Here is a 15,310-nt window from a genome sequence, read left to right on the forward strand (position 1 = left end):
CGCCTGCTCCGGTAACGCTGGAGCAGGCGTTGTCTGCTGTTTGGACTGCGCAGTCTCTCTGGACGACGCGCCCAACCTGCTTGCGGTTGGGTGGGCGCACGCTTCGAACGTTGCTTCGATCACCAAGGCTTGGCTTTTTACCAGGGCGCATGAGTTGTGCCAGGGCCTCACGCCGCTTGACCTGATGCGGCGGACATCGGAAGGAGGCGGCAGCAAAGACCGAGAACGAGCCGATTTCCCGATGACCGCCGTGCGTTCGCCGATTGCCGCCGTCATCGCGCTCGGCATCACCCAGATCGTCGGATACGGCACGCTTTACTACAGCTTTTCCATTCTTGCCCACGACATGGCCAAGGACTTGTCGTGGCCGGTCGAGTGGCTGTTCGGCGCGCTGTCGGCGGCACTGCTCGTCGGCGGACTGACCGCGCCCTGGCTTGGCAACTGGATTGACCGCTATGGCGCCGGCCGCATCATGACGGCCGGTTCGGCTGTCGCGGCCACAGCACTGGTCGCCTGTGCGGCAGCTCCTGAAGCGATCAGTTTCGTCATCGCGCTGGTGGCGATCCAGGTCGCCTCGAACCTCGTCCAGTATGGCGCGGCATTTGCGCTGCTCGTCCAGATATCGCCGCGCGACGCCCAGCGCAACATCACCTATCTGACGCTCATCGCCGGCTTCGCCTCGACCGCCTTTTGGCCAATCACCACGGCACTGCACGCGCAGATGTCTTGGCAGGGGGCCTATCTCGTCTTCGCCGTCCTCAACCTGGTCGTTTGCATGCCGCTGCATGCCTGGCTGTCGTTTCGCCGGACGGGGCAAGGCCAGATTGCCACCGAGCCGCACCAACATGTCGAGGGTTCGCTCGCCGCTGCCGTGCGTCCGCTCGGTTTCGCCCTGATGGTGATTGCGCTCTCGGTACAGAACCTGGTGAGCGCGGCAATTCTGGTCCACATGGTGCCGTTGCTCTCAGGCCTTGGGCTCGGCGCCACGGCTGCCGTCGTCGGCACGCTGTTCGGACCCGCCCAGGTGCTCAGCCGCTTTATCAACATGGTGGCCGGCATCAACCTCGCGCCACTAACACTCGCGATCATCTCGGCTGTGTTGATGACCGCTGGCGTGGGTGTGTTGCTGGCAACCGCTCCGTCGATAGCGGGTGCAATGACCTTCGCCGTCATCTTCGGCATGGGCAATGGTCTGTTCAGCATCGTCACCGGCGCGCTGCCGCTGGCGCTGTTCGGCAGCGACGGCTACGGCCGGCTGCAGGGCCGCGCCATGTCGGCCCGGCTGATCGTCTCTGCCGTCGCCCCCTTCGCACTGGCCTTCGCCATGGCCACCATCGGCATTTCCTGGGCGCTGTCCTTTACCATCCTGCTCGGCGTTGTCGCGCTAGCGATCTTCGTCGCCATCGGCCGCCTGGCCGCGCGCTCGCCCTGGTAGGTCGTCGCGCACCAAGGCCGATGCCTAAGGATCAGGCAGTGTGCCACGCCTGCAACTGGGCCAACGACGCGGTGGCGCCGCCGCAGGCGATCATCAGTACGCGGTTGTAGCGCGAGAGCGCATCCATATGGCTGTAGGCGAGAGCAAGCGTTGCGCCGCAGGCCGGTTCGACCAGTACCCGGTGATCGTCGAGGAAGCGCAGGCAGGCCTCGACGGCAGCATGGTCGCTGACCACGACGCTGTCGACGGACTGGGTCTGCGTCACTTCGAAGGCGCGCTCGCTGACAATGCGGGCGCCGAGTGAGGTGGCGATGCTGGTAATGGCCGGCAACTGCACCCGCTGGCCGGCCTCCATGGCGTCAGCAAGCGAGGCAGCGCCCTCTGTTTCGACCGCGATGATCGGGATATGCGCGAGGCTGTTGCGGGCCAGGCCCTCGACAATGCCCGACATCAACCCGCCGCCGCCGACCGACAGGGCAACCGCGTCGAAGGACAAACCTTCCGCGACGACCTCGTCGATCATCGTCGCGTGGCCGGTCCAGAGCAGCGGGTCGTCGAAGGGGTGGATGAAGGCCGTGTCGGCATCGAGCGCCGACATGGCGCGTTCGTTGGCCTCTTGCCATGACGCGCCATGGACGATGACCTCCGCGCCCTCCTGGCGGATCAGCGCCTTGGCCAATTCCGTTGCCGTTTCCGGGACAAAGACCGACACCGGCATGCCAAGCCGGCGGCCGGCGTAAGCGACCGCGATGCCGGCATTGCCGCCGGAGGACGAGACGAAGCGGCGCTTGCCCGCCTTGGCATGATGTTCGCAGGCAGCACCTATGCCGCGAATCTTGAACGAGCCCGGTGGCTGCAGCGCATCCATCTTCAGCCAGATCGAGCGCCCGGCGGCGAGGCTCAGCGGCCGGGATTCGAGCAGCGGCGTGTTGATGTGCAGGGGCATGGAGTGGCGACCTCGGGGAAAGATGTCTGGTGCTTATGAGCCAAGCCCAGGACCTGCGCCAGAAAGCAGGTGCGGGAAACGACCAAGCCAGTGCCCTCAGCGCGCCGGCATGCCGCTAGGGCGCCAGGCCGGGCGCTGCCGGCGGCATCGGGAATGCCCGCAGCAGCTTGGCCATGGCCGACATGTCCCCGGTGATCCTGGCATCGCCCGCCTTCAGCGCCGCCTCGACGGAGACGCCGCCGAACAGAATGCTGTCGAGAACGCTTGAGGTGCCGGAGAACATGGCTTGCGCTGACTTCAAGGCCTCGTCGCCGAACTGGATGTCGAAGCCTTCAGCTGTGCCGGAGACGACAGCCGTGCCGTCGGGCATGTCGAGGCTAATGCAGAAGCCGCCGTCGTCTTGTGGTCTGTACATCGCCCGCATGGCCAGCAGCAACCCGGCCCGGCTGATCGGCAGGCCCTGTTCCAGGAACGGCGAACGGGCGGCCCATTTGCCCAGAGTGACGATGGTGTCCTCGAGCTCGCTGCCCCACTCGGTCAGTTCATAGATCCAGGACGCGGCAGGCGGCGGCAGCTTGCGCCGGCGCACGATGCCTGTTGCCTCCAGCGCTTCCAGGCGCTGGGTCAGCACGTTGGGGCTGATGGTGCGCAGGTCGGTGCGCAGGTCGGTGAAACGCTTGGGCCCGAAGAGCAACTCGCGGACGACAAGCAGCGCCCAGCGCTCACCGATCAGGTCAAGCGCATGCGCCGTCGCACAGCCGTCGTCGTAGCTTCTGCTCTTTTCAGTTCTCATTCAAAACCAAGTGGTTGCTTTTTAGGAGTAATTAGTTCACACATATCCACATTGTCACGTGCGTACCTGTCGATCAAGCGCTCCAGGAGAGGCGAAGATGGAAGAGCATGGCGATTTGCCCCGGGCGGGGCGCCGTGAATGGTTGGCGATGGCGATCCTCGCCTTGCCGTGCCTGCTGTACTCGATGGACCTGACGGTGCTGAACCTCGCACTGCCGGAGTTGGCGGCCGATCTCGACCCGACGCCGGCTCAGCTGTTGTGGATGGTGGACATCTATGGCTTCATCCTGGCCGCCGCGCTGATCCCGATGGGCGTCGTCGGCGACCGCATCGGCCGCCGGCGCCTGTTGCTGTGGGGCGCATTCGCCTTCGGCGTGGCGTCTCTGATCGCTGCCTTCGCGAGCTCGGCGCCGATGATGATCGCGGCGCGCGCGCTGATGGGCATTGCCGCAGCGACGCTTGCGCCGTCGACGCTGTCGATGGTGCGCAACCTGTTTCCGCACCCCGAGGATCGCAGCAAGGCGATCGGCGTCTGGATCGCCAGCTTCTCCGCCGGTGGTGCCGTCGGTCCACTGGTTGGCGGCGTGCTGCTCGAATATTTCTGGTGGGGATCCGTGTTCCTGATCAACCTGCCCGTCATGGCCCTGCTTCTGGTTCTTGGCCCGAAGATGCTGCCGGAAGCGCGCGACGGCGCGGCGCCACGCCCCGACGTCGCAAGCGCGCTCAGCTTGCTGGTGGCGGTACTTGGCCTGGTCTATGCCATCAAGAAGGTGGCGATGGACGGCTGGAGCGGCGAGGCCGGTCTCGCGCTGGCAGTGAGCATTGTTGCCACGACATTGTTCCTGCACCGGCAGCGGCGGCTCGCGGTTCCGTTCCTCGACCTCGATATGTTTGCCTCGCCGCGTTTTTCGGCAGCGCTGACGATCAACATTCTCGGTTTTTTCGTTGCCTTCGGCATGTTCCTGCTGATGGCGCTGTATTTCCAGCTCGGCCTCGGCCTGACGGAGTTGCAGGCCGGAGTGGCCTCGGCGCCGTCGGGCGTGGCGTTCATCGCCGGTGCAATTGCGGCGCCGGCGATTGCATCACGCCTCGGCACGGTTGCGTTGATGGCGCTCGGTTTCCTCGTCGCAGCCGGTGGCTTCGCGCTGGCGGGAGCCGCAGCCGCCAGCGGCGATCTCACGCTGATGATTGCGGCCTACTGCCTGTTCTCGCTTGGGCTGGCGCCAGTCTTCACCATGACGACCGACGTCATTGTCGGCTCGGTGGCGGCATCACATGCCGGTGCCGCCGCCGGCTTGTCCGAGGCCAGCACCGAACTGGGCGGTGCATTTGGCATCGCCGTACTCGGCAGCCTGCTGACGATGCTCTACCAACTGGCGCTTGTGGACCATCCGCAGCTTGCGGCGTTGCCGATGAACGCAGCACTTGGGCCGGACAATGCCGGTGTGCAGATCGAGGCGGCGCGCGATGCCTTGGGACAAGCGCTCAAGGTCGCCGCATTGCTGTGCAGCGCCATCGCCATCTGCGGCGCCGTGCTGAGCTTGCTGCTGCGTGGCCGCGGCGGGCTGCAGACCGACACGCAAGGCGGCTGAGGGGGCGGATGCACAAGGGTTGCTGCCCGACGACAGTCGGTTCGGCAGCGCTACTTTCGCCAGCCGTATACTCGATCTGACAATCCGGATTCTTGAAGTGAGATCAGTGCTCCCAAGCTTCAGCGAAGGTTGGTCTGACGTTGCTATTCTCAATGAACCAGGTGACCAGCTGAGGCTCATCTATCTTCTCGAACCATTCGGAGGTTCGCTTGAGGTAGATGCCATGCAGTGAGTTGAAGGTTTAATCGTGGAGATCGTCCAGGCTCCTCCAGAGCGAGACAGTTGCGGACATGCGATTGTCGAAGCCGCAGGCCTTCGTTTCCGCAGCTATTGCGTCATCAGCTATCCGCCACAGGAACCCAGGGTGAGCTTCTGCCAAGCGGTAGACGTCTCCAAGGCCGTCCATAGATTCTTTCAATCGCGGATCGTTGGCCGGGCACTTCAGTCGCCCCCAATTCATCTGCGCTATTGTCATTTATGGCTCCTCCCCAGACCCCGGTTTCTATCGACGTAGAACCCGTTGTTGCTGGAGAGAGAATTCCATCGTCGGTTTTGTGAAAGCTCGTTAACCGTCAGCCTGCGGATGATCGTCGCCTGCAGTGAGATCGCGAAGAAAGACCCTAAAGGTGCTCCATCGTCAGCCTGCCGTTTGCGACCTTCGCCGCGCCCTCGGCCAGCTCCGCCAGCGTGACCTTGCCGAATTTGGCCAAAAGGATCGCCTCGGCCGCGTCCATCGCTTCGGCGAGCGAGGTGTTGACCGCCTGCTCGATGGTGCAGCTCGGGTTGTCGCCGGCGAGGCCGATGGCGAAGAGCTGTGGGGTGCCTAGCGCCTTGTGGATGTCGAGCAGCGTGATCTCCTCCAGCGGCCGCGCCAGCAGCCAGCCGCCGCCATGGCCCTTCTCCGAGCGGACATAACCCTGATCGCGCAGGCCGGCCATGGTCCGGCGTACGACCACTGGGTTGGTGCCGAGCATGATGGCGATTGCGTCCGAGGTCGCGGTTCCCTCGTGGTGCTGCATGTGGATCAGCACATGCAGCATGCGGGAGAGGCGGGTGTCGGATCTCATCGTGCTGTTCTTTCGGCTTTTTGGCGCGGTTCAGCTCGCTGCCGGCGTCTGGTCAGGCCTAACAGATAGTCGGTCACGCAACAACAGGAGTTGCGTGAAGCTTGACGACCACAGTCATGTAACATATGAAGTGTCGTGAAAATGCGAAAGCTCTTCGACCCGCTGGGGAAGCACAGCGCGACCACAGGGCCGCTTCAAAGGATTTTTGGCCATGGACTACGACGTCATCATCGTCGGCGGCAGTTATGCGGGGATGTCGGCGGGCCTGCAGCTTGCCCGCGCCAGGCGCAAGGTTCTGGTCATTGACGTGGGCGAGCGGCGCAACCGCTTTGCCGCGCATTCCCATGGCTTCCTCGGCCAAGATGGCCGCGAGCCGGGCGCGATTGCCGCCGAGGCGCGTGAGCAGCTCGAGCGTTATCCCGGCGTGACGTGGCTGGAGGGCAGGGCAGAAGGTGCGCGGCGGATCGAAGGTGGTTTCGCCGTCGATCTCGGCACTGGCCGTGTGGCGAGCGCCAGGCGATTGGTGCTGGCGGCCGGGGTCTCCGACAGCCTGCCCGAAATCCCCGGCCTGCGCCAGCGCTGGGGCAGATCCGTCTTTCATTGTCCTTATTGCCATGGCTATGAGCTGAACCAGGGCCGGATCGGCGTGCTCGCCGTTTCGGAGCACTCCATGCATCACGCCCTGATGCTGCCCGACTGGGGCACGACGACGCTGTTCGCCAATGGCGTGTTCACGCCCGACGCCGAGCAGCTTCGGCAGCTTGCTGCGCGCGGCGCGACGGTCGAGGCCGCACTCGTCCGCGAGGTCAGGGGCGAGGGCGCCGACCTCGTGCTCGACGATGGTCGGATGTTTGAACTGGACGGGCTGTTTACCATGCCCAGGACATCGCTTCAGATCCCGTGGGTCGAACAGCTGGGCTGCGAACTGGAGGCTGGGCCGATGGGCAATTTCGTCAGGACCGACGCGATGAAGCAGACGACGGTGAAGGGCGTGTTCGCATGTGGCGACATTGCGCGGGCGGCAGGCTCGGTGGCGCTGTCGGTGGGCGACGGGGCCATGGCAGGGGCTGCCACGCACCGCTCGCTGATGTTCGAGGCTGACTGAAGGGTCGGACCAGGAAAAGAAAAAGCCCGGCAGGTTTGCACCTGCCGGGCTCTTCTTACTGGTGCCGCGGATCAGTCCTTGGCGTTGAGGTTGGTGCCCAGCGTGTCCTTGACGAAGATCACACCGATGATCAGCGTCATTGCGGCAATCGCGATGGGGTACCACAGGCCGTAGTAGATATCGCCGGCCGCGGCACTCATGGCGAAGGCGGTCGCAGGCAGCAGGCCGCCGAACCAGCCGTTGCCGATGTGGTAGGGCAGTGACATGCCGGTGTAGCGGATGCGGGTCGGGAACATTTCGACCAGGATTGCGGCGATCGGGCCATAGACCATCGTCACGTACACGACCAGGATGAACAGGATGCCGATCACCATGGGCTTGTTGACGGCAGCCGGATCGGCGACCATCGAGAACGAGCCGCCGCCGGGGATGTTGAAGAAGCCGACTTCAGGTGCACCGGCTGCTTCTTCCGCGGTCACAAGCTTGTCCTTGATCGCCTGTTCGGTTGGCATGGTTGCCTTTTCGCCACCGCGGATCGCGGCTGCGTCGAGCTTCAGCTCGGGGTTGGCAGCGACGAAGGCGTCCAGCTTCTGGTCGGCAACCTTGGCGGCACCACGGACCAGCGGATAGCCGCCGTCGTGGAGAGCGATGTTGACCGCCTTGACGAAGGCGGCGTCGTTCGCCTTGGCGGCATCGCCGGCGGCGACGGCGTCATAGGAGGTGACGGTTGCTTCGCCGATCTTGACCGTGGCAGGAGTGCCGGCGGCGGCCGTGGTGACGACGTCATAAGGAACCGAATTGCGGGTCAGGAACGACGTTGCGATATCGCAGGAGGTGGTGAACTTGGCTGTGCCCACCGGGTTGAACTGGAACTTGCAGTCGCCAGGAGCGGCAGTGACGGTGGCACGAACGTTCTGCTGGGCAGTGGCCAGTGCCGGGTTTGCGGCCCAGGTCAGCGCCTTGAACAGCGGGAAGTAGGTGACGATGGCGAGCGCCAGGCCGGCCATGATGATCGGCTTGCGGCCGATCTTGTCCGACAGCCAGCCGAAGAAGACGAAGAAACCGGTACCGAGCAGCAGCGAAACGGCGATCATGATGTTGACCGACTGTGCATCGACCTTGAGCACGTTTGTCAGGAAGAACAGCGCGTAGAACTGGCCCGAGTACCACACCACGGCCTGGCCGGCGGTGAGGCCGAACAGTGCGAGCAGCGCGATCTTGGCGTTCTTCCACTGGCCGAAGGCTTCCGACAGCGGCGCCTTGGAACCCTTGCCCTCTTCCTTCATGCGCTGGAAGGTCGGCGATTCCGACAGCGACAGACGGATCCACACCGAGATGCCAAGCAGGATGAACGAAAGCAGGAACGGAACGCGCCATCCCCAGGCGGCGAAGTCTTCCTTGCCGAGCCAAGTCTGGACGACCAGGATGACGACCAGCGACAGGAACAGGCCGAGCGTCGCCGTCGTCTGGATCCACGAAGTGTAGTAGCCGCGACGGTCGTCGGGCGCGTGCTCGGCGACATAGGTCGCAGCACCGCCATATTCACCGCCGAGTGCCAGGCCCTGCAGCATGCGCAGCGCAATCAGGATGATCGGCGCGGCGATGCCGATGGTGGCCGAGCCGGGCAGCAGGCCGACAAAGAAGGTCGACAGGCCCATGATCAGGATGGTGACGAGGAAAGTGTATTTACGGCCGACGAGATCGCCGATGCGGCCGAAGACCAGCGCGCCGAACGGGCGAACCAGGAAGCCTGCCGCGAAGGCGAGCAGCGCGAAGATGTTGCGGGTGGCCTCGGGATACGAGGCAAAGAAGGTCGCACCGATGAAGGCAGCGAGTGAACCGTAAAGATAGAAATCGTACCATTCGAAGACGGTACCGAGCGACGAAGCGAAGATGACTTTCTTCTCTTCTCGCGACATGCCGCGCGCACGGGCGCCGGCGGTTGCCGAAATTGCCATAAAAATCTCCTCCCAGAGTGCCGGCGGCAAGGGCCTGGAGAGCAATCTCCGCACGAATCCGCCTGACCAAACGACGTCGAATTGATAACGCCGCGATACGGCCGTTATCCATCGCTGCTTTGGGATTATGACTTTGGTCGTAGAGGCAAGCGCGAAGTCGTCGCGGGCTTTTATGCTGCATTGCAAACGATGATGCAGGGCCTGGCGAGAAAACGCGGACGGCTGAACTTATGCGTTTGCCCGTGAAGAAGACCTGGTATGCCGGGCAAGTCCGGCGGATGCTGCCCGGCGCCAAGTTGCGCGCCGGGCAGGGTTGCGGGGAAGCGGGCTCAGGCGGCCCGTTCTTCCTTCTCGACGAGGTAGCCGCGATCGCGCAGCCACCTTGCAATGATGATCTCAACCATCGATGACACCGAGCGGTGGTCATCCTTGGCTGCCTTGACGAGCGCCTCCTTGAGGTCGCGTTCGATACGGAATCCGAGTGGATGAGTCTTAGACATGATGATTCCTGAGACTGTTTCGGGAATGTCCCGGAGGGGGCAGATGTGACCAGCCCTGACGGCGAGCTTGATGCAGTAGCCGCTGCCGACCGATCATGCGGCGCAGGTGGGGCGCGTTGCGCCGTTCAGGCGCGAGCCGGAGGCGCGCGCGGCTCGCTGGTTCGGTAGCGCAGGAAGCTGAAAAGCGGGTCGATGGCCAGCGAACCGCTGGTCAGATCGACGGCCGAAAGGGTGTTGGCGATACGCAGCAGGGCGCTGTCGTCGCTGCCGTCCCCGTTCAGTTCGGCAAGGGCAAGGCATGTGTCGCTGCAGGCGGGAAGCGTACCGGGGTCATCGGTGACCCGATCGGTGCCTTCGTCGAGCGAGAGATTTGCTTCAGGATGATAGCCGGCCGCGTGCGCGTGGGTCGATGCAACCGAGACGCTGAGTGCAGCAAAGAGCGATAGCAACAACAACAACAGGCATGAGAGCAGACTTCTGCTCCTTCGCCCCTGCTGCTGCTGTCTGCGCTGATACAATTGCTGCCTCTGACTGCCTCTGCACGATTCCGCCAATGGGGGCGGATATAGTTACTTTAGAGTAACAGATTGTACCGGCACGGCAATATGCAAATGTATGATAGCGTATGAGATTCAGAAGGTTTCTGTTGGCATCTGCATACAATTAAAAGTTGCCTTATGCAACCGGCAAAGGAAGCCCGGCCGAAGCCGGGCTCCCTTTTTCGCCTTAGGGCTTTGCTCAGACGAGCGATGCCGTGAAGCGCTGGATGCGCGTGCAGGCTTCCTCGAGCAGCTTCTCCGACGTCGCGTAGGAGATGCGGAAGTTCGGGCCGAGGCCGAAGGCCGAACCGAACACCACCGCCACGCCTTCGGCTTCAAGCAACTCGGAGCAGAAGGTTTCGTCGCCGTCGATGATCTTGCCGCCTTGCGTCTTCTTGCCGATCAGGCCGGCGCAGGACGGGTAGACGTAGAAGGCGCCTTCCGGCGACGGGCAAGTGATGCCGCGCGCCTGGTTGAGCATCGACACGACGAGGTCGCGGCGGGCCTGGAAGATCGCCTTGTTCTTGGCGATGAAGTCCTGCGGGCCATTGAGTGCTTCGACCGACGCCCACTGAGCGATGGTGCAGGCGCCCGAGGTCTGCTGCCCCTGGATCATGTCCATCGCCTTGATCAGCGCGATCGGACCGGCGGCATAGCCGATGCGCCAGCCGGTCATGGCATAGGCTTTCGACACGCCGTTCATCGTCAGCGTCCGGTCATAGAGCGCGGGCTCGACTTCGGCGATGGTCTTGAAGACGAAGTCGCCATAGGTCAGGTGCTCGTACATGTCGTCGGTCAGCGTCCAGACATGCGGATGCTTGAGCAGCACGTCGGCGATGGCGCGCAGCTCGGTTTCGGTGTAGGCGGCACCTGACGGGTTCGACGGCGAGTTCATCAGTAGCCACTTGGTCTTCGGCGTGATCCTGCGCTCAAGTTCCGCTGCCGTCAGCTTGAAGCCGTTGTCGATCGACGTTTCGGCGAACACCGAGGTGCCGCCGCAGATCGCCACCATCTCGGGATAGCTGACCCAGTAGGGACGGGGGATGATGACTTCGTCGCCGGGGTTTAGCGTCGCCATGAAGGCGTTGAACAGGATCTGCTTGCCGCCTGTGCCGACGATTGTCTGCTCCGGCTTGTAGTCGAGATTGTTTTCGCGCTTGAACTTGGCGGCAATGGCCTCGCGCAGCGGTGCGATGCCGGAGACCGGCGGGTACTTGGTCTCGCCGCGGCGGATCGCTTCGATCGCTGCATTCTTGATATTGTCCGGGGTGTCGAAGTCCGGCTCGCCTGCGCCGAGGCCGATGACGTCGCGACCGGCGTTTTTCAGCTCGCGCGCTTTCTGCGTGACCGCGATGGTCGCGGAAGGCTTAACGCGGGAAAGGGCATCGGCAAGAAAGGCCATGACTTCAGGTCTCCGGTTCGGAAAGGGCGCGGTCGCTCGACCGCCTTTGCGCATCCAACGGAATGCGCGGCGCTGTAATGTCGCATGACGCAGGGAATCGCAAGCGGATTGACGTTTCGGGAGGCCTGGATGTGATGGTCCAGAAGCCGGTGGAAGCTGTGCATAAACAGTCGGCTGGGCGGCGTTCGTTCAAGTTTGAGCCATCGCGTTAACCGCCGATCAAATCTTCGATGAGATTTTGGCGGGGCAATTTCGCAGCTTTCCGGAAATAGGACGGACCGTGTCGAAGAGCATCGGGCTCGCCCAAATCATCCGGCACGACGACGGATCTGCGTCCGGCGTCTGGGGTGTGCATGCCCTGCGCAGCGCGTTTCAGCCGATTTACGCCTTTCAGTCGGGCCGCTTGCTGGTCACCGCCTTCGAAGGGCTGATCAGGCCGTTTCGCGGGACTGAGGCCGTGCCGCCAGGCATCTTCTTCGCTGCCGTGGAAGGCATCGAGCGGCTGCATGTCGAAACGCTGACCCGGACGCTGCACCTCCTGAACGCCGCCGTGTTCCTACCCAAGGAAGCGTCGATCTTCATCAATTTCGATCCATCGGTGTTTCTCGACCGCTCGATCTCGGAACACGCGCTGCGCGACATGCGCCAGGTGCTCAACGAAACCGGCATCGATCCGCGCCGCATCGTCTGCGAGGTCACCGAGAAGAAGCCAGCCTCCGAAGAGGCGCTGTTCGAATTCGTCAGGGCGCTGAAAGGGAGCGGCCTGCGCATCGCAGTCGACGATTTCGGCTCGGACGACTCCGACATCAAGCGCATCCGGGACATCAAGCCCGACATCGTCAAGTTCGATGCCCACTGGATCAGCCGGCTGATGGAATCGGGCGCGGGTTTCGCGCTGCTCAAGGAGATGGTGGCGAATTTCGAGGACAAGGGCATCCGCACAGTTTTCGAGGGGCTCGAGGAAAGCTGGCAGTTGCAACTGGCCGAGCGTTCCGGTGCCTCGATGGTGCAGGGCTTCGTTCTGGCTCTGCCGGAAATCGTGCCGGCGAATTTTTCCCACTTCGAACCGGTGGCGCCCGAAGCCGCCGGAGATCACCGGACGGAGCTTTTGCCCGCCGGAGTTGCCGATGCGGTTGCCGTTCGCGCGCCGCGATCAAGCCGAAGCTTCGGCAAGAGGACAGTGCATGAGTGACGTGGTTTTCGGGTTTGGCGCGTTGCCTCGGGACCTGGTGGCAAGGATCGCCGCCGACGAAATTGGCCTGGAGTTCGGCGTTCACGGTGAGTTTCGCCTGCGTTGCGCGATCCAGCCGATCTTCCGGCATGAAGACGGCCGCCTGACGCCGGTCGCCGCCGACGCCCAGGTGGTGCCGTATCGCGAGGGACGGCCGGTCGCGATTGGCGAATTCCTCGCCGAGATAGCCGATGAGGAACGCGCGATCGTCGGACGTGTCTGGGCGGTGTTGCCGCTTGCCAACGCCCACAATATGGGCGTCAAGGGCATCGCGCTGCTGTTCAGGCAGGACATCAATGGTGATGCACCCGATCTCGACGATCTGGGTTTCATGGTCCGGCGCCTCAAGGGCGAAGGTTTCGAGGCGTCGCAACTGATCTGCGAGATCGGCGGCGACGAAAAGCTGGCTTGCGAACTGCGGGCGCTTGGAATGCGTGTCGCTCTGGGGCAGCCAGGCTCGGCGCAGCATGACGTCGACGCCGTCAAGCGTGTGCTGCCCGATATCGTCAGGCTCGATCGCGCCTCGTTCGAACGCTTCTGCGCCGACGCCGCGACCGGGCGGCTGCTGCGTCCGGTGGTGTCGGAACTCAAGACGCTTGGTGTCGACGTGCTCGTTGAGGGCATCGACAATGAGAGCCGCCTGGAAATTGCGCTTGGCGCCGGTGTCGACCTGTTCCAGGGCGATCTGCTCGAGCCTGCAAAGCTGGTCGGCAGTGTGTTTGCCGAAGGGGCGCGCGAAACGTCGCAATATCGTCGCGGCGAATGCGTGGTGGTGCCGCTGTTCGGCTGACGCGGTACGAAAGATCACCAAAGCTGATGCCTCGCACCAGAACAATTCGCTGGATCGACTCACCTCAGGGACGATAATCGCTGACCAAATGGGGTGAATGCGATGATCACGATCTATGGAATGAGCGACAGCGGCAACAGCTACAAGCCGCGGCTTTTGATGGCCAAGCTCGGCCGGCCGTTCCGCCATGTCGAGACCAGCTCGCGCGACGGCTCCACACGTACGCCCGCTTACCTCGCCAAGAACGCCAACGGAAAGGTGCCGCTGCTTGAGCTCGACGATGGCCGCTTCCTTGCCGAGTCCAACGCGATCCTGCTCCACATGGCCGAAGGGACACGGCTTTTGCCGGCAGACGCCTACCAGCGGGCGCTGGTCTTTCAATGGCTGTTTTTCGAACAGTACAGCCACGAACCCTTCGTTGCTGTCAGGCGGACGATGTTTCTCTACCCCGAGCGCGCCGCCCAGGCGACGCCGGAGCGCATGCAGGCTTTGCTCGACGGCGGCAACAAGGCGCTTGGGGTGATGCAGGTGCAGCTCGAGAAGACGCCGTTCCTGGCCGGAGATGCGATGAGCGTCGCCGATATTGCACTCTATGCCTACACCCATGACGCGACCATCGGCGGCTATGACCTGGATGCGTTCCCTGCGGTGAAGGCCTGGCTTGCCCGCGTGGCAGCGGACGAGGGCCATGTGCCGCTGACCTGGCTGCCGTGAACGCCTGATCCTGAAATGCAAGAAGGCCCGAAGATGCGATCTTCGGGCCCCTTTCTATGACGTCGAGGCGAGTTTCGAGCCGCGACCCTGTCTGCGCAAAAAGAAAAAGGCGGGGTGTGACCCCGCCTTCCGCTGTCAGCAGCTGATCCTGGATCACCTGACCCGGGCTCACGGCAATCTGCCGCATCGTCCTTCGGGTCAGAGATTCCGGCGCGCTTGTCGCGCAGCCGCCAGTACATCCGTGACTTGCATCGCGATTGGAGCTTTCGCTCCCGCGCGCCTTAAATCAGACTGCCTTGAGCTGGCCAGCCGACGAACGGCCCGTGCGACGGTCCTGCTCGATTTCGAAGCTGACCTTCTGGCCGTCGGCCAGCGAGCCCATGCCCGAACGCTCGACAGCCGAGATGTGGACGAAAACGTCCGCGCCACCTGCGTCGGGCTGAATGAAGCCGAAGCCCTTGGTTGCGTTGAACCACTTAACGGTGCCAGTAGCCATATTGAATATCCTTGTCGTTTGCAGTTTTTCTTGACCAAGCGAGCATGCCCAGTCGTGGTATCGAGATTTTGGGGAGAGACGTCTGCAAACGCGAGAGTGTCGCGGGGCACGGATCTGTCGGCCGAAATATCAACGTGCCGGATATAAGGGCAAATGGCCGCAAGTGCAAGCCCTTGCAAATAGTGGCGCTTGAAACCTGCCTCAATTGCCATGCAACCATGGCGGGCGCAGGGTGTTATATTGCCTGGCGCCCATGGCATTGCGAGCGATGCAAGATGAGGCGCTGTAACGTTCGGCCGGCGCCAGCCGTTGCGCGAAGTCCGGGAGGTTCTCATGAAAGCCATTTTGCTTGCCGCGTGCCTGACACTGATGGCAGCCGAAGCGCAGGCCGCGTCGCGCTACGTATCGACGAAAATGAGCTGCGCCCAGACGCAGAGCGTCGTGCGCAACCAGGGCGCGGTGATCCTGCGCTGGACGTCGCCGACGTCGGGCGTGCCGCGTTATGATCGCTATGTCGCCAACGACCATTTCTGCTCGGCCGGCGAAGAGGCGCGCCGGGCATATGTACCGACGGCCGATGCGCGGTCCTGCCCGGTCTACAATTGCAAGCGAATCGAGCGCAATTTCTTCAAGCGCCGGCTGTTTCCGCTGAGCGACTGAACGCAAGCGGACAATTGATCTCGCTCTGAAACGCTTTCTGCGCGCCGTCAGGCGCAGCTCTCGCAGTTGTGTGCTCTTCTTTT

General features: G+C 63.2%; 15 protein-coding genes and 1 pseudogene. 7 read left to right on the top strand and 9 right to left on the bottom strand.

What is annotated here, in order from left to right; translation table 11 throughout:
- The first annotated feature begins 241 nt into the window (after window positions 1-241).
- A complete protein-coding gene (gene arsK / locus N7E70_RS12020; RefSeq protein ID WP_263006471.1) occupies window positions 242-1,435 on the top strand; it encodes an arsenite efflux MFS transporter ArsK in 1,194 nt (397 codons plus the stop codon).
- A gap of 31 nt (window positions 1,436-1,466) precedes the next feature.
- Here arsK and N7E70_RS12025 read toward each other — a convergent pair whose 3' ends face one another.
- Window positions 1,467-2,381, bottom strand: a complete 915-nt coding sequence (locus N7E70_RS12025) for a pyridoxal-phosphate dependent enzyme (RefSeq protein ID WP_067959700.1) — start codon at window positions 2,379-2,381, stop codon at window positions 1,467-1,469.
- A 115-nt stretch (window positions 2,382-2,496) separates the two neighbouring features.
- On the bottom strand, window positions 2,497-3,174 hold the full coding sequence (locus N7E70_RS12030; RefSeq protein WP_263006472.1) for a winged helix-turn-helix transcriptional regulator: 678 nt from the start codon (window positions 3,172-3,174) through the stop codon (window positions 2,497-2,499).
- 97 nt (window positions 3,175-3,271) lie between these two features.
- Here N7E70_RS12030 and N7E70_RS12035 point away from each other — a divergent pair, with 97 nt between their 5' ends.
- On the top strand, window positions 3,272-4,765 hold the full coding sequence (locus N7E70_RS12035; RefSeq protein WP_067959704.1) for an MFS transporter: 1,494 nt from the start codon (window positions 3,272-3,274) through the stop codon (window positions 4,763-4,765).
- A gap of 103 nt (window positions 4,766-4,868) precedes the next feature.
- Here N7E70_RS12035 and N7E70_RS30910 read toward each other — a convergent pair.
- Together N7E70_RS30910 and N7E70_RS12040 are read right to left on the bottom strand one after the other, a co-directional pair.
- A pseudogene (locus N7E70_RS30910) lies at window positions 4,869-5,240 on the bottom strand (DUF3291 domain-containing protein).
- Between the two features lie 145 nt (window positions 5,241-5,385).
- Window positions 5,386-5,832, bottom strand: a complete 447-nt coding sequence (locus N7E70_RS12040) for an Rrf2 family transcriptional regulator (protein WP_192315163.1) — start codon at window positions 5,830-5,832, stop codon at window positions 5,386-5,388.
- A gap of 211 nt (window positions 5,833-6,043) precedes the next feature.
- On the opposite strand from N7E70_RS12040, the gene N7E70_RS12045 reads away from it, so the two are divergent.
- Window positions 6,044-6,937, top strand: coding sequence for an NAD(P)/FAD-dependent oxidoreductase (locus N7E70_RS12045; protein WP_263006473.1), 894 nt, complete (start codon window positions 6,044-6,046; stop codon window positions 6,935-6,937).
- Between the two features lie 71 nt (window positions 6,938-7,008).
- On the opposite strand, the gene N7E70_RS12050 is transcribed toward N7E70_RS12045, so the two are convergent.
- The 4 genes from N7E70_RS12050 to N7E70_RS12065 form a co-directional block, all read right to left on the bottom strand.
- On the bottom strand, window positions 7,009-8,895 hold the full coding sequence (locus N7E70_RS12050) for an MFS transporter (RefSeq protein ID WP_067959711.1): 1,887 nt from the start codon (window positions 8,893-8,895) through the stop codon (window positions 7,009-7,011).
- Window positions 8,896-9,224: 329 nt separating this feature from the next.
- Window positions 9,225-9,395, bottom strand: coding sequence for a hypothetical protein (locus tag N7E70_RS12055; RefSeq protein WP_018428911.1), 171 nt, complete (start codon window positions 9,393-9,395; stop codon window positions 9,225-9,227).
- Window positions 9,396-9,520: 125 nt separating this feature from the next.
- Window positions 9,521-9,913, bottom strand: a complete 393-nt coding sequence (locus N7E70_RS12060) for a hypothetical protein (RefSeq protein ID WP_154384827.1) — start codon at window positions 9,911-9,913, stop codon at window positions 9,521-9,523.
- Between the two features lie 220 nt (window positions 9,914-10,133).
- The gene (locus N7E70_RS12065) at window positions 10,134-11,336 is read right to left on the bottom strand and encodes a pyridoxal phosphate-dependent aminotransferase (RefSeq protein ID WP_263006474.1); all 1,203 of its coding nucleotides are present in this window, start codon (window positions 11,334-11,336) and stop codon (window positions 10,134-10,136) included.
- 280 nt (window positions 11,337-11,616) lie between these two features.
- On the opposite strand from N7E70_RS12065, the gene N7E70_RS12070 reads away from it, so the two are divergent.
- From N7E70_RS12070 to N7E70_RS12080, 3 genes are all read left to right on the top strand, one after another.
- On the top strand, window positions 11,617-12,528 hold the full coding sequence (locus tag N7E70_RS12070; RefSeq protein ID WP_182573279.1) for an EAL domain-containing protein: 912 nt from the start codon (window positions 11,617-11,619) through the stop codon (window positions 12,526-12,528).
- Window positions 12,521-13,357 carry an EAL domain-containing protein gene (locus tag N7E70_RS12075; protein WP_182573278.1) on the top strand — a complete coding sequence of 279 codons (837 nt, stop codon included), beginning with the start codon at window positions 12,521-12,523 and terminating at the stop codon, window positions 13,355-13,357. Before N7E70_RS12070 ends, N7E70_RS12075 begins: the two co-directional genes overlap by 8 nt.
- A gap of 102 nt (window positions 13,358-13,459) precedes the next feature.
- On the top strand, window positions 13,460-14,071 hold the full coding sequence (locus N7E70_RS12080; protein WP_067959727.1) for a glutathione S-transferase family protein: 612 nt from the start codon (window positions 13,460-13,462) through the stop codon (window positions 14,069-14,071).
- A gap of 286 nt (window positions 14,072-14,357) precedes the next feature.
- Here the strand turns inward: N7E70_RS12080 and N7E70_RS12085 are convergent, their stop codons facing one another.
- The gene (locus N7E70_RS12085) at window positions 14,358-14,567 is read right to left on the bottom strand and encodes a cold-shock protein (RefSeq protein ID WP_067959730.1); all 210 of its coding nucleotides are present in this window, start codon (window positions 14,565-14,567) and stop codon (window positions 14,358-14,360) included.
- Between the two features lie 333 nt (window positions 14,568-14,900).
- Between N7E70_RS12085 and N7E70_RS12090 the strand changes: the two genes are divergently transcribed.
- The gene (locus tag N7E70_RS12090; protein WP_154384829.1) at window positions 14,901-15,227 is read left to right on the top strand and encodes a hypothetical protein; all 327 of its coding nucleotides are present in this window, start codon (window positions 14,901-14,903) and stop codon (window positions 15,225-15,227) included.
- The last annotated feature ends 83 nt before the right edge of the window (window positions 15,228-15,310 follow it).

Origin of the sequence: Aminobacter sp. NyZ550 (genome assembly GCF_025628925.2) — a bacterium.
Lineage (GTDB): Bacteria > Pseudomonadota > Alphaproteobacteria > Rhizobiales > Rhizobiaceae > Aminobacter > Aminobacter ciceronei.

Excerpts from the sequence above, each read along its gene's own strand:
- N7E70_RS12025 (WP_067959700.1), bottom strand. The coding sequence starts at position 2,381 with ATGCCCCTGCACATCAACACGCCGCTGCTCGAATCCCGGCCGCTGAGC.
- N7E70_RS12030 (WP_263006472.1), bottom strand. The coding sequence starts at position 3,174 with ATGAGAACTGAAAAGAGCAGAAGCTACGACGACGGCTGTGCGACGGCG.
- N7E70_RS12075 (WP_182573278.1), top strand. The coding sequence starts at position 12,521 with ATGAGTGACGTGGTTTTCGGGTTTGGCGCGTTGCCTCGGGACCTGGTG.
- N7E70_RS12035 (WP_067959704.1), top strand. The coding sequence starts at position 3,272 with ATGGAAGAGCATGGCGATTTGCCCCGGGCGGGGCGCCGTGAATGGTTG.
- N7E70_RS12080 (WP_067959727.1), top strand. The coding sequence starts at position 13,460 with ATGATCACGATCTATGGAATGAGCGACAGCGGCAACAGCTACAAGCCG.
- N7E70_RS12050 (WP_067959711.1), bottom strand. The coding sequence starts at position 8,895 with ATGGCAATTTCGGCAACCGCCGGCGCCCGTGCGCGCGGCATGTCGCGA.
- N7E70_RS12055 (WP_018428911.1), bottom strand. The coding sequence starts at position 9,395 with ATGTCTAAGACTCATCCACTCGGATTCCGTATCGAACGCGACCTCAAG.
- N7E70_RS12040 (WP_192315163.1), bottom strand. The coding sequence starts at position 5,832 with ATGAGATCCGACACCCGCCTCTCCCGCATGCTGCATGTGCTGATCCAC.
- N7E70_RS12045 (WP_263006473.1), top strand. The coding sequence starts at position 6,044 with ATGGACTACGACGTCATCATCGTCGGCGGCAGTTATGCGGGGATGTCG.
- N7E70_RS12090 (WP_154384829.1), top strand. The coding sequence starts at position 14,901 with ATGAAAGCCATTTTGCTTGCCGCGTGCCTGACACTGATGGCAGCCGAA.
- N7E70_RS12085 (WP_067959730.1), bottom strand. The coding sequence starts at position 14,567 with ATGGCTACTGGCACCGTTAAGTGGTTCAACGCAACCAAGGGCTTCGGC.
- N7E70_RS12065 (WP_263006474.1), bottom strand. The coding sequence starts at position 11,336 with ATGGCCTTTCTTGCCGATGCCCTTTCCCGCGTTAAGCCTTCCGCGACC.
- arsK (WP_263006471.1), top strand. The coding sequence starts at position 242 with ATGACCGCCGTGCGTTCGCCGATTGCCGCCGTCATCGCGCTCGGCATC.